The organism is Streptomyces sp. NPDC032126 (assembly GCF_055580085.1).
On sequence record NZ_JBVIMA010000001.1, the window covers coordinates 226,008 to 240,012 of the forward strand.

General features: G+C 68.8%; 11 protein-coding genes. 10 read left to right on the forward strand and 1 reads right to left on the reverse strand.

What is annotated here, in order from left to right; all coding sequences use genetic code 11:
* The first annotated feature begins 146 nt into the window (after positions 1–146).
* From ngcE to ACZ5NW_RS00965, 9 genes are all read left to right on the forward strand, one after another.
* Positions 147–1,598: an N-acetylglucosamine/diacetylchitobiose ABC transporter substrate-binding protein gene (ngcE, locus tag ACZ5NW_RS00925; RefSeq protein ID WP_468741544.1), complete on the forward strand. Its 1,452-nt coding sequence runs from the start codon at positions 147–149 to the stop codon at positions 1,596–1,598.
* 38 nt (positions 1,599–1,636) lie between these two features.
* Complete coding sequence (locus ACZ5NW_RS00930; protein WP_468741545.1) at positions 1,637–2,563, forward strand: carbohydrate ABC transporter permease; 927 nt, start codon at positions 1,637–1,639, stop codon at positions 2,561–2,563.
* A 2-nt stretch (positions 2,564–2,565) separates the two neighbouring features.
* Complete coding sequence (locus ACZ5NW_RS00935; RefSeq protein WP_468741546.1) at positions 2,566–3,492, forward strand: carbohydrate ABC transporter permease; 927 nt, start codon at positions 2,566–2,568, stop codon at positions 3,490–3,492.
* A gap of 274 nt (positions 3,493–3,766) precedes the next feature.
* Complete coding sequence (locus tag ACZ5NW_RS00940) at positions 3,767–4,978, forward strand: ROK family transcriptional regulator (RefSeq protein WP_468741547.1); 1,212 nt, start codon at positions 3,767–3,769, stop codon at positions 4,976–4,978.
* Positions 4,979–5,112: 134 nt separating this feature from the next.
* On the forward strand, positions 5,113–6,201 hold the full coding sequence (locus ACZ5NW_RS00945; protein ID WP_468741548.1) for a sugar ABC transporter substrate-binding protein: 1,089 nt from the start codon (positions 5,113–5,115) through the stop codon (positions 6,199–6,201).
* 254 nt (positions 6,202–6,455) lie between these two features.
* On the forward strand, positions 6,456–7,247 hold the full coding sequence (locus ACZ5NW_RS00950) for an ATP-binding cassette domain-containing protein (RefSeq protein WP_468741549.1): 792 nt from the start codon (positions 6,456–6,458) through the stop codon (positions 7,245–7,247).
* Positions 7,244–8,590 carry a sugar ABC transporter permease gene (locus tag ACZ5NW_RS00955; RefSeq protein WP_468741550.1) on the forward strand — a complete coding sequence of 449 codons (1,347 nt, stop codon included), beginning with the start codon at positions 7,244–7,246 and terminating at the stop codon, positions 8,588–8,590. Before ACZ5NW_RS00950 ends, ACZ5NW_RS00955 begins: the two co-directional genes overlap by 4 nt.
* Positions 8,591–8,798: 208 nt before the next feature.
* The gene (gene dxs / locus ACZ5NW_RS00960; RefSeq protein ID WP_468741551.1) at positions 8,799–10,727 is read left to right on the forward strand and encodes a 1-deoxy-D-xylulose-5-phosphate synthase; all 1,929 of its coding nucleotides are present in this window, start codon (positions 8,799–8,801) and stop codon (positions 10,725–10,727) included.
* A gap of 143 nt (positions 10,728–10,870) precedes the next feature.
* Positions 10,871–12,400 carry an amino acid permease gene (locus ACZ5NW_RS00965; RefSeq protein WP_468741552.1) on the forward strand — a complete coding sequence of 510 codons (1,530 nt, stop codon included), beginning with the start codon at positions 10,871–10,873 and terminating at the stop codon, positions 12,398–12,400.
* Positions 12,401–12,446: 46 nt separating this feature from the next.
* On the opposite strand, the gene ACZ5NW_RS00970 is transcribed toward ACZ5NW_RS00965, so the two are convergent.
* Positions 12,447–12,818, reverse strand: a complete 372-nt coding sequence (locus tag ACZ5NW_RS00970) for an NTP pyrophosphohydrolase (RefSeq protein WP_468741553.1) — start codon at positions 12,816–12,818, stop codon at positions 12,447–12,449.
* A 96-nt stretch (positions 12,819–12,914) separates the two neighbouring features.
* Here ACZ5NW_RS00970 and ACZ5NW_RS00975 point away from each other — a divergent pair, with 96 nt between their 5' ends.
* The gene (locus ACZ5NW_RS00975; RefSeq protein WP_468741554.1) at positions 12,915–13,931 is read left to right on the forward strand and encodes a DUF8189 domain-containing protein; all 1,017 of its coding nucleotides are present in this window, start codon (positions 12,915–12,917) and stop codon (positions 13,929–13,931) included.
* Positions 13,932–14,005: the final 74 nt, after the last annotated feature.

Below are 14,005 nucleotides of genomic sequence, written 5' to 3' on the forward strand. Positions count from 1 at the left end.
CGGCCAACCCTGCATTCGATCTTGCCCAGTCGGCGGGAAGTGGACTATACCTGTCGGCGTTTCCTGCACGACCCAGCTTGACCAGACCGCGGTGCCCGGAGGATCCGGTTCACCGCCTGAGTCCTGGAGAAGGCGAGGACTTGAGCATGGGATCCACTTCCGCAGAGAACTCCCGGCCGACCGGAGTCGGCCGCCGCGATCTGATCAAGCGGACCGCCGCAATCGGCCTGATCTCCGTTCCCGCGACGGGATTTCTGTCCGCGTGCGCCAGCAGCGGCGGCGGCGACGAGGACAAGGCGAAAGCGGGCAAGAAGACCGCGAAGAACCCGCTCGCCGTGAATGAGACCGAGCAGCTGGAGTTCGTCCTGTTCGACGGCGGTTTCGGCAAGGAGTACGCCGAGGACGCCGTCAAGATCTACGAAAGAGCCTTCCCCAAGGCCAAGGTGAAGTTCTCGGCCACCCAGAAGATCCAGTCCACGCTCCAGCCCCGCTTCAACCAGGGCACCCCGCCCGACCTCATCGACAACTCCGGCGCCGAACAGATGGACATGGGCGTCCTCGTCGGCAAGAAACAGCTCGCCGACCTCACCCCGCTGCTCGACGCGCCCTCCTACGACGACCCGAACAAGAAGGTCCGCGACACGCTGCGCCCCGGCATCGTCGAGATGGGTCAGTTCGACGGCGCCCCCGTCTGGATCCTGTACTACGCCTACACGGTGTACGGCGTCTGGTACTCGCAGAAGGCCCTGGACGCGCTCGACGAGCAGTACCCGCAGACCTGGGACCAGATGCTCGCGGTCTGCGCCAAGGCCAAGAAGCAGGGCATGGCGGGCTGGACCTACGCCGGCAAGTACCCGTACTACCTGCCCTTCTCGCTCTACCCGATGATCGGCAAGGTGGGCGGCCGCGAAGTCCTCGACGCCATCGACAACCTGGAGCCGAACGCCTGGCGGCACCCGGCCGTCAAGGCCTGTTTCGAGGCGTACTACGAGCTGTACCGCAAGGGCTACGTCCTGCAGGGCACCCCCGGCCTGGACCACATCCAGTCGCAGACCGCCTGGGCCAAGGGCAAGGCCCTGTTCATCCCCAACGGCTCCTGGGTGGAGAACGAGTCGGCGAACGTCATCCCCGCCGACTTCGACCTCGCCGTCTCCGCGCCCACCGGCATCGACAGCTCCGACAAGATGCCCTTCGGCACCATCTGGGCCTCCGGCGGCGAACCCTTCGTCGTACCGGCCAAGGCCGGCAACGGGGCGGGCGGCATGGAACAGCTGCGCATCATGCTCAGCGAGGCGTCCTCCAAGAACTTCACCGCCAAGGTCAAGTCGCTCACCGCGTACAACGGCGGCACCGACGGCATCACCCTCACCCCCGGCCTCAAGTCCGGCGTCGCGGCGCTGGAGAAGGCCGGTCAGAACGTGGTCAATCCCCGTCTCCAGGACTGGTACGTCCAGTTGCAGAAGGAGAAGATCGGCGTGGCCGGACTCGGCGAGATGATGGCCGGCCGGCTCACTCCCGCCGAGGCCATCAAGAAGATCCAGGGATTCGCCGACGAGGCCGCGAAGGACACGTCGATCAAGCACTACAAGCACCAGTAGGCAGCAGAAACCCGTTTCCGCAACGCACCGGAGTGGCGATGCAGCACGGCAAGTACCGGTTCATCGTGGGGTTCCTCGCGCTGCCCCTCGGACTGTACGCGCTCTTCGTGATCTGGCCCTTCATCCAGTCCATCTACTACTCGTTCACGGACTGGACCGGTCTGAGCCCCGAATTCAAGATGGTCGGCCTGGACAATTACCGGCGGATGCTCCACGACGACATCTTCTGGAAGTCCTTGCGGCACAGCTTGATGTTCGCGATCGTGCTGCCGCTCGTGACGATCGGTCTCGCGCTGTTCCTCTCCTTCATGATCAATGTGGGCGGGCGCAGAAGGAAGGGCGGCCCCGCCATTTCCGGCGTGCGGGGCTCGTCCTTCTACAAGATCGTCTATTTCTTTCCGCAGGTGCTGTCGATTGCGATCGTCGCGCTGCTGTTCGCCTTCGCCTACAACCCGGACAGCGGCGCGATCAACTCCGTCCTGCGGGGCATCGGCCTGGACGGCGTCCAGCCGCTGTGGCTGGGCGATCCGAACCTCGCGCTGTGGTGCGTGATGGCGGTGCTGGTGTGGTCGTCGGTCGGCTTCTTCGTCGTGCTGTTCTCCGCCGGCATGGCGTCGATCCCCTCGGACCTGTACGAGGCGGCCCTGCTGGACGGGGCCGGCCGCGCCACCACGTTCTTCCGTCTCACCCTGCCGCTGCTGTGGGACACCGTGCAGTCCGGCTGGGTCTATATGGGCATCCTCGCCCTGGGCGCCGAGTCGTTCGCGGTCGTGCAGATCATGACGACCGGGCCGGGCGGCCCCGACTACTCGACCACGGTGATGACCCTGTACGTGTACCAGAAGGCGTTCCGGGACGGTCAGGCCGCCTACGCCACCACCATCGGCGTCGCCCTCCTCGTCGTCACGCTCGCGTTCGCCGCGGTCGTGCTGCGGCTGGGCCGTCGCGAGCGGCTGGAGTACTGAGGATGAAGACGACGCAGAGCCCCGCCGAGGTGCCGGCCGGGTCCGGCGCGCCGGTCGTGAAGGTGGGCCCGCCGGCCGAGCGGCCGGCGCGCGGACGGCGGCGCGAGGGGCGCATCCTCAATGTCTTCTCGCACGGCGTGCTGGTGATCTGGGCCGTCATGGTGGTGCTGCCGCTGGTGTGGGCGGTGATGACGTCCTTCAAGGACGACGCGTCGATCTTCGGCTCGCCCTGGTCGCTGCCGGACAAACTGCACTTCGACAACTGGTCGCGGGCCTGGACCGACGCCAACATGAGCGACTACTTCCTCAACACCGTCCTGGTGGTGGGGGGTTCCCTCATCGGCACGCTGGTCCTGGGCTCGATGGCGGCCTATGTGCTGGCCCGGTTCGACTTCCCCGGCAACCGGTTCATCTACTTCCTCTTCGTCGGCGGCATGAGCTTCCCGGTCATGCTCGCCCTGGTCCCGCTGTTCTACGTGGTGAACAACATGGGCCTGCTCAACACCATCCACGGGCTGATCCTGGTGTACATCGCGTACTCGCTGCCGTTCACGGTGTTCTTTCTCACGGCGTTCTTCCGCACGCTGCCCACCTCGGTCGCGGAGGCCGCGTTCGTGGACGGCGCCTCGCACACCCGGACCTTCTTCCAGATCATGCTGCCCATGGCCAAGCCGGGCCTGATCAGCGTCGGCATCTTCAACTTCCTCGGCCAGTGGAACCAGTACATGCTCCCCACGGTCCTGAACACCGACCCGGACAAGCACGTCCTCACCCAGGGCCTGGTGCAGCTGGCGGTGAGCCAGGGCTACAAGGGCGACTGGTCGGGCCTGTTCGCGGGCCTGGTGATGGCGATGCTGCCGGTGCTGGGCGCGTACATCGTCTTCCAGCGGCAGGTGGTCACGGGGCTGACGGCGGGGGCACTGAAGTAGTTCCTTCAAGCTCCGATCACAAGCAGCCCTCACAAGCCTCAAATCCCATCACACCGGCCCACACCGCTCACGCTTCCGCGCCCCGGAACCCCGCCTTCCACCACGCCCCGCACCCGTCTCCCCACGCACCGCGACCTCACGGCCCGCGCTTGTTCGACCCAGCGGATGCTGTTCAACCTCTTGACGGGAGGCAACCCGAACGGCTCAGCTTAGAGTTCACTAGTTGGACATAGACGGGGTCTCATCGAAGCGGCCCCGCGCGCAGGAGGTCGTCGTGGAGACTCCGGGGTCGCAGTCGTCGCTGCATCGGGCCAACCTGGAGCGGGTCGTACGAGCCGTCCGGCTGGCCGGTTCCCTCACCCAGGCGGAGATCGCCCGGACCACCGGCCTGTCCGCGGCGACCGTCTCCAACATCGTCCGGGAGCTGAAGGACGGCGGAACCGTCGAGGTCACGCCCACATCGGCCGGTGGCCGACGCGCCCGGGCCGTCTCCCTCAGCGGTGACGCCGGGATCGTCATAGGGGTTGATTTCGGCCATACCCACCTTCGGGTCGCCATCGGCAACCTCGCCCACCAGGTGCTGGCCGAGGAGTCCGAGCCGCTCGACGTCGACGCCTCCTCCAGTCAGGGCTTCGACCGGGCGGAGCGGCTCGTCACCCGGCTGGTGGAAGCCATCGGGGTGGATCGCGGGAAGATCGCCGGCGTCGGCCTCGGCGTGCCCGGGCCCATCGATCTGGAGTCCGGAACCCTCGGCTCCTCGGCCATCCTGCCCGGCTGGATCGGCACCCGACCCGCCGAGGAGCTGCGTGAACGCCTGGGCGTGCCGGTGCATGTGGACAACGACGCCAATCTCGGCGCCCTCGGCGAGATGGTCTGGGGCAGCGGCCGCGGTGTGCGCGATCTGGCGTACATCAAGGTCGCCAGCGGTGTCGGCGCCGGTCTCGTCATCGACGGGAAGATCTATCGCGGCCCAGGTGGCACTGCGGGAGAAATCGGACATATTACACTTGATGAATCCGGACCGGTCTGCCGCTGCGGGAACCGGGGCTGCCTGGAGACCTTCGCGGCCGCACGCTATGTGCTGCCGTTGCTCCAGCCCAGTCACGGCACCGACCTGACCATGGAAGGCGTCGTACGGCTGGCCAAGGACGGGGATCCGGGCTGCCGTCGGGTGATCGCCGACGTCGGCCGCCATATCGGCAGTGGAGTCGCCAACCTCTGCAACCTTCTGAACCCGAGCCGGGTGGTCCTGGGCGGTGATCTCGCCGAGGCCGGTGAACTGGTGCTCGGGCCCATCAGGGAGTCCGTCGGTCGCTACGCCATCCCCAGCGCGGCACGTCAACTCTCCGTTCTCCCCGGGGCACTTGGGGGTCGCGCGGAGGTGCTCGGAGCACTCGCCCTCGCATTGAGCGAGATGGGTGATTCGACCCTTTTGGACGGGACTGGGGTGGGGCCCCTGTCCACCGCGGCACCCGCCTTCACTTAGAGAACGAATGACGCCGTTGCCATCTCGTTAAGTATTTACTTCTTGACGTCGAACTTGCGGCCGAGTTGACTTCGAGCCACCTCGGCCGCAGCGTTGCGGCCCTGTCAGGGAGGCACAACCCAATGAACGCAACGATGCGTAGAGTCGTGATCGGCGCCACCGCCGTGTCCATGGCCCTGTCGATTGCCGCGTGCGGCAAGGCGGGCGACAAGGACAACAACGACTCCGGCAGCAGCAGCTCCGGCAACAAGTCCATCGGCCTGCTGCTCCCCGACAGCGTCACGGCCCGGTACGAGAAGTTCGACAAGCCGTACTTCGAGGCCAAGGTCAAGGAGCTGTGCTCCGACTGCACCGTCGAGTACGCGAACGCCGCGGCCGACGCGAACAAGCAGGCGCAGCAGGTCAGCACCATGGTCACCAAGGGCGTGAAGGTCATCGCGATCTCCGCCCAGGACTCGGCCGCCATCAAGTCCTCCATCCAGGCCGCCGTGGCCAAGGGCGTCAAGGTCGTCGCGTACGACCGTCTCGCCCAGGGTCCGGTCTCCGCGTACGTCTCCTTCGACAACGTGAAGGTCGGCGAGCTGCAGGGCCAGGCGCTGCTCGACGCGATGGGCGCCAAGGCCACCCCGTCGGCGAACGTCGTCATGATCAACGGTGACGACGCCGACCCGAACGCCGCCCAGTTCAAGGAAGGCGCGCACAAGACCCTCGACGGCAAGGTCAAGATCGCCTACGAGCAGTCCGGCCTGTGGAAGGACACCGTCGCCGCGGAGAAGATGTCCGCCGCCATCACCCAGCTGGGTGCGAAGAACATCGCCGGTGTCTACTCCGCCAACGACGGCATGGCCGGTGGTATCGCCAACACCCTCAAGGGCGCCGGTATCAGCAACACCCCGCTGACCGGTCAGGACGCCGAGCTCGCCGCCATCCAGCGGATCGTCGCCGGCACCCAGTCCGCAACGGTCTACAAGGCCTACAAGCCGGAGGCCGACGCCGCCGCCACGATCGCGGTCGACCTGCTCCAGGGCAAGGACATCAAGAGCCTCACCTCCACCACGCTGACCAGCGGTTCCGGTGACAAGGTTCCCTCGCAGCTGCTGACCCCGGTGTCGGTCACCAAGGCCAACATCAAGGACACGGTCGTCAAGGACGGTCTGTACACCGTCGCGCAGATCTGCACCGCCCAGTACGCCGCCGCCTGCAAGGCCGCCGGCCTGCAGTAAGGCACCCGACGCCGACCGGCGGTCCCCGTGACCGCCGGCGGCCCCGCGAGACCCCTCCGACGCCCGCCCCACCTTTCCACCCCGCTGCGGGGCGGGCGTCGGATGGAGACCGTTGCCAAGTGCAGCGGGTTCGCGCATGTTCGTTCTGTAAACCTTGTGCGTCACCGTCGCCGCCCCCGCGGCCGACGCGCCCCGCACATCCCTCCGCGCCTTACCCCAAGCGCGGCATCCCCGCCGGTCAGGCGGCGAAGGAGATGGTTCACGTGTCCGCTACGCCCGTGCTGGCGTTGCGCGGAGTCTCCAAGCGATTCGGTGCGGTCCAGGCCCTCACCGACGTCGATCTGGAGGTCCACGCCGGAGAAGTCGTCGCCCTGGTCGGCGACAACGGCGCAGGAAAGTCGACGCTGGTCAAGACGATCGCCGGCGTCCACCCCATCGATGAGGGCGTCATCGAGTGGGAGGGCAAGCAGGTCAGCATCAACAAGCCGCACGACGCCCAGGGACTCGGCGTCGCGACGGTCTACCAGGACCTCGCCCTGTGCGACAACCTCGACGTGGTCGGCAACCTCTACCTCGGACGTGAGCTGCTCCACCGCGGCGTCATCGACGAGGTGACGATGGAGAAGAACTCCCGCGAGCTGCTGTCCACGCTCTCCATCCGCATCCCGAGCGTGCGCATCCCGATCGCGAGCCTCTCCGGCGGTCAGCGCCAGGTCGTCGCGATCGCGCGCGCCCTGATCGGCGAGCCCAAGCTGGTCATCCTCGACGAGCCCACCGCCGCCCTCGGTGTCGAGCAGACCGCCCAGGTCCTCGACCTGGTCGAGCGGCTGCGCGAGCGCAACCTCGCCGTCATCCTGATCAGCCACAACATGGCCGACGTCAAGGCGGTCGCGGACACCGTCGCCGTCCTGCGCCTGGGCAAGAACAACGGCTCCTTCCCCGTGAAGGACACCAGCCACGAAGAGATCATCGCCGCGATCACGGGTGCCACGGACAACGCCGTGACCCGTCGTGCGGGGCGTCGCAGCACGGAGGCGGCAAAGTGAGCGACACGTCGAAGACCGTGAAGGGCGACTCCGCCAAGGTCGGCAAGACCGACGGCGCGGTCGCGGACCAGAACACCGTCGCGCCCGCCGACGACCCCACGGCCGCCGGTGTCCCCGTCGTCGACCCGCGTCTGCTGGTCCGCGAAGAGGGCTTCAAGGGCTACATCACGGAGTTCAAGCGCAAGATCAAGGGCGGTGAGCTGGGCTCCCTGCCCGTCGTCATCGGCCTGATCATCATCTGGATCATCTTCCAGGCGAAGAACGACCGCTTCCTGAGCGCCGCCAACCTGTCGGACATCAGCTACTTCATGTCGGCCACCGGCATGCTGGCCATCGGCCTGGTGTTCGTCCTGCTCCTCGGCGAGATCGACCTCTCCGTCGGTTCCGTCAGCGGCCTGGCGTCCACCCTCTTCGCCGTCTGGGTCGTCGAACACGGCATGAACGTCTGGCTGGCCCTGGTCCTCGCGATCGCGAGCGGCATCGCCATCGGCGCCCTGCACGGCTGGTTCTTCGCCAAGGTCGGTGTGCCGGCGTTCGTCGTGACCCTGGCCGGCTTCCTCGGCTGGAACGGCCTGATGCTGTGGCTGCTCGGTTCGAGCGGCACGATCAACATCCCGAACGACGAGGGCCCGGTGAAGCTGCTCGGCCAGAGCTCGTTCTTCATGGACCAGGCGATCATCGGCGCCTACGTGCTGGCCGGCCTCGGTGTCGTGCTCTCGCTCGTCGGCAACTTCGGTGAGCAGCGCCGCCGCAAGGCCGCGGGTGTGCCGTTCCGGCCCACCGGCGAGATCCTCGTCCGCGTCGGTCTGCTGGCGATCGCGTCCTTCGTCGCGGCCGCCGTGCTGAACAACGCGCAGGGCGTCTCCAACGCGCTGGTGATCTTCCTCGCGGCGCTGGTGATCGTGGACTTCGTGCTGCGTCGTACCACGTACGGCCGCAAGGTCTTCGCGGTCGGCGGCGGCATCGAGGCGGCGCGCCGTGCCGGTATCAGCGTGCCGTTCGTCCGGATCAGCGTGTTCGCCATCTCCGGTGGTTTCGCGGCGATCGGCGGTATGTTCTTCGCCGGTCAGACGGCGTCCGCCACGCTGAGCGCCGGTGGCGGCAACACCCTGATGCTGGCGATCGCCGCCGCGGTCATCGGTGGTACGAGCCTCTTCGGTGGCCGTGGTTCCGTGTGGTCCGCCCTGCTCGGCATGCTCGTGATCCAGTCGATCACGACCGGTCTCAACCTGCTGAACATGAACACCTCGATCCAGTACATGATCACTGGTGGTGTTCTGCTCGGTGCGGTCGTCATCGACTCGGTGTCGCGTCGTAGTCAGAAGGCGGCTGGGCGGGCCTAGCCTCGCGCTCTCGCCGTACGGGGTGCGGTGGGATTGCGTCCGGGCCGCCGTCGTGGCTTGTCGCGCAGTTCCCCGCGCCCCTTTCGGGTCGGACGTGTTGCCCGGCACTCACAAGGTGTCGGGCATCGTCGTGTCATCGGACCGGGCCACATTAGACTCGGGCGAGCCCGGCAACAGCTCGAACAGCTTTTACTGCAAGGAGGCACGGGTGCCGCTGCTGACCCGCATCACGGGACCGCGCGATCTGGACCGGCTCAGCCTGGAGGAGCTGGACCAGCTGGCAGGGGAGATCCGGACCTTCCTCGTCGACGCCGTCTCCAAGACCGGCGGCCACCTCGGCCCCAACCTCGGCGTCGTCGAGCTGACCATCGCCCTGCACCGCGTCTTCGAGTCGCCGAAGGACAAGGTCCTCTGGGACACCGGCCACCAGTCCTATGTGCACAAGCTGCTCACCGGCCGCCAGGACTTCTCCCGGCTGAAGATGAAGGGCGGCCTGTCCGGCTACCCCTCGCAGGCCGAGTCCGAGCACGACGTCATCGAGAACAGCCACGCCTCCACCGTGCTCGGCTGGGCCGACGGCCTCGCCAAGGCCAACCAGCTGCGCAAACGCGACGCCCACGTCGTGGCCGTCATCGGTGACGGCGCGCTCACCGGCGGCATGGCCTGGGAGGCGCTCAACAACATCGCCGACGCCAAGGACCGCCCGCTGGTCATCGTCGTCAACGACAACGAGCGCTCCTACGCCCCCACCATCGGCGGCCTCGCCAACCACCTCGCCACCCTGCGCACCACCGACGGCTACGAGCGGTTCCTGGCGCGCGGCAAGGACCTCCTGGAGCGCACCCCGGTCGTCGGCAAGCCGCTCTACGAGACCCTGCACGGCGCCAAGAAGGGCCTGAAGGACTTCATCGCCCCGCAGGGCATGTTCGAGGACCTCGGCCTGAAGTACGTCGGCCCCATCGACGGCCACGACATCGAGGCCCTGGAGTCCGCGCTCGCCCGCGCCAAGCGCTTCGGCGGCCCGGTGATCGTGCACTGCCTCACCGAGAAGGGCCGCGGCTACCAGCCCGCCCTCCAGGACGAGGCCGACCGCTTCCACGCCGTCGGCAAGATCCATCCCGACACCGGCCTGCCCATCGCCTCCTCCGGCGCGGACTGGACCTCCGTCTTCGGCGAGGAGATGGTCGCCCTCGGCAAGGAACGCGAGGACATCGTCGCGATCACCGCCGCCATGCTCCAGCCGGTCGGCCTCGACAAGTTCGCCAAGGCCTTCCCCGAGCGGGTCTACGACGTCGGCATCGCGGAGCAGCACGGCGCCGTCTCCGCGGCGGGCCTGGCGACCGGCGGACTCCACCCCGTCTTCGCCGTCTACGCCACCTTCCTCAACCGCGCCTTCGACCAGGTCCTCATGGACGTCGCCCTCCACAAGTGCGGGGTGACCTTCGTCCTGGACCGGGCCGGTGTCACCGGCACCGACGGTGCCTCCCACAACGGCATGTGGGACATGTCGATCCTCCAGGTCGTCCCCGGCCTGCGGCTCGCCGCCCCGCGCGACGCCGACCAGGTCCGCGCCCAGCTCCGCGAGGCCGTCGCCGTCGACGACGCGCCGACCGTCGTACGGTTCTCCAAGGGCGCCGTCGGCCCCGCCGTGCCGGCCGTGGGCCGCGTCGGCGGCATGGACGTGCTGCGCGAGCCGGGCACCGACCGGCCCGACGTGCTGCTCGTCTCGGTGGGCGCCCTCGCCCCGATGTGCCTGGAGATCGCCGACCTGCTCGACAAGCAGGGCATCTCCACCACCGTCGTCGACCCGCGCTGGGTCAAGCCCGTCGACGAGGCCATGGCCCCGCTCGCCGAGCGCCACCGCGTGGTCGTCACCGTCGAGGACAACTCCCGCGTCGGCGGCGTCGGCTCCGCCGTCGCCCAGGCCCTGCGCGACGCCGGCGTCGACGTCCCGCTGCGCGACTTCGGCATCCCGCCGCGCTTCCTCGACCACGCCTCCCGCGCCGAGGTGATGGCCGAGATCGGGCTGACCGCCCCGGACATCGCCCGCCAGGTGACCGGCCTCGTCTCCAAGCTGGACGGCCGGTTCGACCGCCCGACCGCCGAGGTCGACTCGGTGGAGCCCGCGCGCGACTGACCGACATGCCGCCGATGGGCCGGTTTCACCCCTGTGAGAGTGGTGAAATCGGCCCATTCGCGTGAAGGGCCCCGTGCCGGGGCATACGTACCACGCCCCCTCTCGATCATGTCGGAGGACGACACAGCGTGGGAGGTACGCCCGTGAGCAGCACCCTCTTCCGGACGAAGAAGGTAGAGCAGTCCATCCTCGACACCGAGGAACCCGAGCACGCGCTCAAGAAATCCCTGTCCGCACTGGACCTCACGGTCTTCGGCGTCGGCGTCATCATCGGCACCGGCATCTTCGTCCTCACCGGCACGGTCGCCAAGAACAACGCCGGTCCCGCCGTCGCCCTGGCCTTCGTCGCGGCCGGCGTCGCCTGCGCGCTCGCCGCGCTCTGCTACGCCGAGTTCGCCTCCACCGTTCCGGTGGCCGGCTCCGCGTACACCTTCAGTTACGCCTCCCTCGGCGAACTGCCGGCCTGGATCATCGGCTGGGACCTCGTCCTGGAGTTCGCGCTCGGTACGGCGGTGGTCGCCGTCGGCTGGTCCGGCTACATCGCCTCACTGATGGACAACGTGGGCTGGCATCTGCCGGACGCGCTGAGCGGCCGAGAGGGAGCCGACGGCTTCGGCTTCGACATCCTCGCCGCCGCCCTCGTCCTGGTGCTGACCGGCATCCTCGTACTCGGCACGAAGCTCTCCGCCCGGGTCACCTCGCTCGTCGTCGCCGTCAAGGTGACCGTCGTCCTCACCGTGATCATCGCCGGTGCCTTCTTCATCCACGGCGAGAACTACGACCCCTTCATCCCGAAGGCGCAGACCGTCGAGGCGGGCAACAGCCTCAAGTCGCCGCTCATCCAGCTGATCTTCGGCTGGGCACCCTCCAACTTCGGCGTCATGGGCATCTTCACCGCCGCGTCCGTCGTCTTCTTCGCCTTCATCGGCTTCGACGTCGTCGCCACGGCCGCCGAGGAGACCAAGAACCCGCAGCGGGACATGCCCCGCGGCATCCTGGGATCCCTGGTGATCTGCACGGTCCTCTACGTCGCCGTGTCGATCGTCGTCACCGGGATGGAGCACTACACCAAGCTGTCCGTGAGCGCGCCGCTCGCCGACGCCTTCAAGCACACCGGGCACCCCTGGTTCGCGGGCTTCATCAGCTTCGGCGCCGCCGTCGGCCTGACCACGGTCTGCATGATCCTGCTGCTGGGCCAGACCCGGGTCTTCTTCGCCATGAGCCGCGACGGACTGCTGCCCCGCTTCTTCTCCCACGTCCACCCTCGGTTCAAGACCCCCCACCGGCCGACCATCCTGCTCGGCGTGCTCATCGCGATCCTGGCCGGCTTCACCAGCCTCAGCGAACTCGCCGAGCTGGTGAACATCGGCACGCTCTTCGCCTTCGTCGTCGTCGCGATCGGCGTGATCATCCTCCGCCGGACCCGCCCCGACCTGCACCGCGCCTTCCGCACTCCGTGGGTGCCGGTCGTCCCGATCCTCTCGGTGTGCGCGTCCCTCTGGCTGATGCTCAACCTGCCCGCCGAGACCTGGCTCCGCTTCGGGATCTGGATGGTGATCGGGTTCGTCGTCTACTTCCTGTACGGGCGCAGGCACAGCCGTCTGGCCCGGGGCGAGCAGACGACGGTGGGTCAGGTCGTCAAGGACGACCGGGGGGAGACGGGGGACATGTAGGCGTCGTTCGGCGGGGGGCCGGTGGGGGGTTCCGAGCGCGGTCGCCTCATCCTCGTACCGTACGAGGCCCCGCCACCGCCGCCCCCAGCTCGCCCACCCGCCGCCGCAGTTCCCGATCCGCCGTCACCACCAGGCACGGACGGTCACCCCGGTCCGCGACCAGCTCGACCACGCGGTCGTCACCGCTGCCCGGCGCCGACTCCACCCGTACCCCGGGCACCGACCCCACACCGCGCGCCGCGCCCTCCACCACCAGCACGATCTCCACCGCCCCCGGCCGGCCCGGCACCCCCTCGGCCGCCAGCCGGTCCCGCAGCCGCTCCGCGGCCCCCCGCCGGTCCCGCCACCATCCGTCGGGCACCGATCCGACGACATTCGCCGCGTCGACGATCACCAGCTCGGGCACGCTGTCATCCATGCGCCCAAGCCTCGCACGCCCCGGCGCCCCCGTACGCCGTCCCCGAACCCCGCCCCGACGGTCCGTCCCCCGAGCCCGCCGACATACAGTGAGCGGGTGAACGGCGACTGGCTCATGCGTGGCCGCGATGGGCGGCTCAGTGTCTATCTGGCGTCGCAGGACGCCGTACTGTGCCGGGCGGAGCAGGTGCCCGGCGGCGCCTGGGCGGCCCCGCGCCGCGTCGGCGGCGAGCAGCAGGTGCGGCAGGACTTCGCCGTCGGACACGGCGTCGACGGCTACGGCCACCTGGTGTCCTGGCGGCCCACCGTGCCCGGCGAGTCCGGCCTGGTGCACTCCGCCCACTTCCGGGCCCTGCTGTCCGCCCTCGACTGGACGCCCATCGGCCACCCCAACAAGAAGGGCGACCGCACCAGCACCCCGGCCGTGGCGGTGGACGCCCAGGGCCGCGCCCATGTCTTCGTCCGCAACTTCGGCACCGGACTCAGCATGGTCGCCCAGAAGGAGCGCGGCGGCTGGGACCCGTGGCGCGACCTCAAGGGCCAGGGCACCCAGGGCCCGCCGGTCGCGGTGACCGCGGAGAGCGGCTGCGTGGAGGCGTACGCGGCCGTGGACGGCGGCGCGCTCTACTACCGGCAGGCCGAGCCGGGCACGATACCCGTACTGGAGGAGCGGCTGGAGGCGCCGGTGCGCCCCGGCACCCTGCGCGCCCTGGCCACCTCCCCGGAGCACACCACCCTCTTCTACACCGACGACTCCGGCGATGTGTGCGCCTGGCGTCCCGGCGGCAAGCCGGTGGCCGTCGTCGCGTCGGCCGGGCCCGGCCCCGTCGCGGCGATCCGCTGCGAACTCGACGGCCACGACTGCACGTTGCTCGCCCAGCGCTCGGCGAGCGGCCGGGTCGCCTTCGCCGCCTACCCGACCGAGGAGGAGGCGGCCGGCGCCTGGTGGACCGAGTCCGGGCCCGAGCTGGAGCCCGACGCCGAGGTGGCCCTCGCCGAGGACCACGAAGGCCGCACCGTCGCCGCGAGCCTCTCCCCGTCGACCGGCCGCCTCCTGATCACCCGCCGCAAGGACGAGCCGGGCCTCGCCCTGACGGCCTGGCAGGAAGTCTGAGAACCGGGAGGAAGATCCCGGCCGGGTCGGTGTCGGCGTCGGAGGAACGCGCGAAACGCAGAGGGCCCCCGCCG

What these genes read in the sequence shown, in the direction of transcription:
- ACZ5NW_RS00970 (WP_468741553.1), bottom strand. Translation starts at nt 12,818, where the DNA reads ATGGATGACAGCGTGCCCGAGCTGGTGATCGTCGACGCGGCGAATGTC.
- ngcE (WP_468741544.1), top strand. Translation starts at nt 147, where the DNA reads ATGGGATCCACTTCCGCAGAGAACTCCCGGCCGACCGGAGTCGGCCGC.
- ACZ5NW_RS00935 (WP_468741546.1), top strand. Translation starts at nt 2,566, where the DNA reads ATGAAGACGACGCAGAGCCCCGCCGAGGTGCCGGCCGGGTCCGGCGCG.
- ACZ5NW_RS00950 (WP_468741549.1), top strand. Translation starts at nt 6,456, where the DNA reads ATGGTTCACGTGTCCGCTACGCCCGTGCTGGCGTTGCGCGGAGTCTCC.
- ACZ5NW_RS00945 (WP_468741548.1), top strand. Translation starts at nt 5,113, where the DNA reads ATGCGTAGAGTCGTGATCGGCGCCACCGCCGTGTCCATGGCCCTGTCG.
- ACZ5NW_RS00930 (WP_468741545.1), top strand. Translation starts at nt 1,637, where the DNA reads ATGCAGCACGGCAAGTACCGGTTCATCGTGGGGTTCCTCGCGCTGCCC.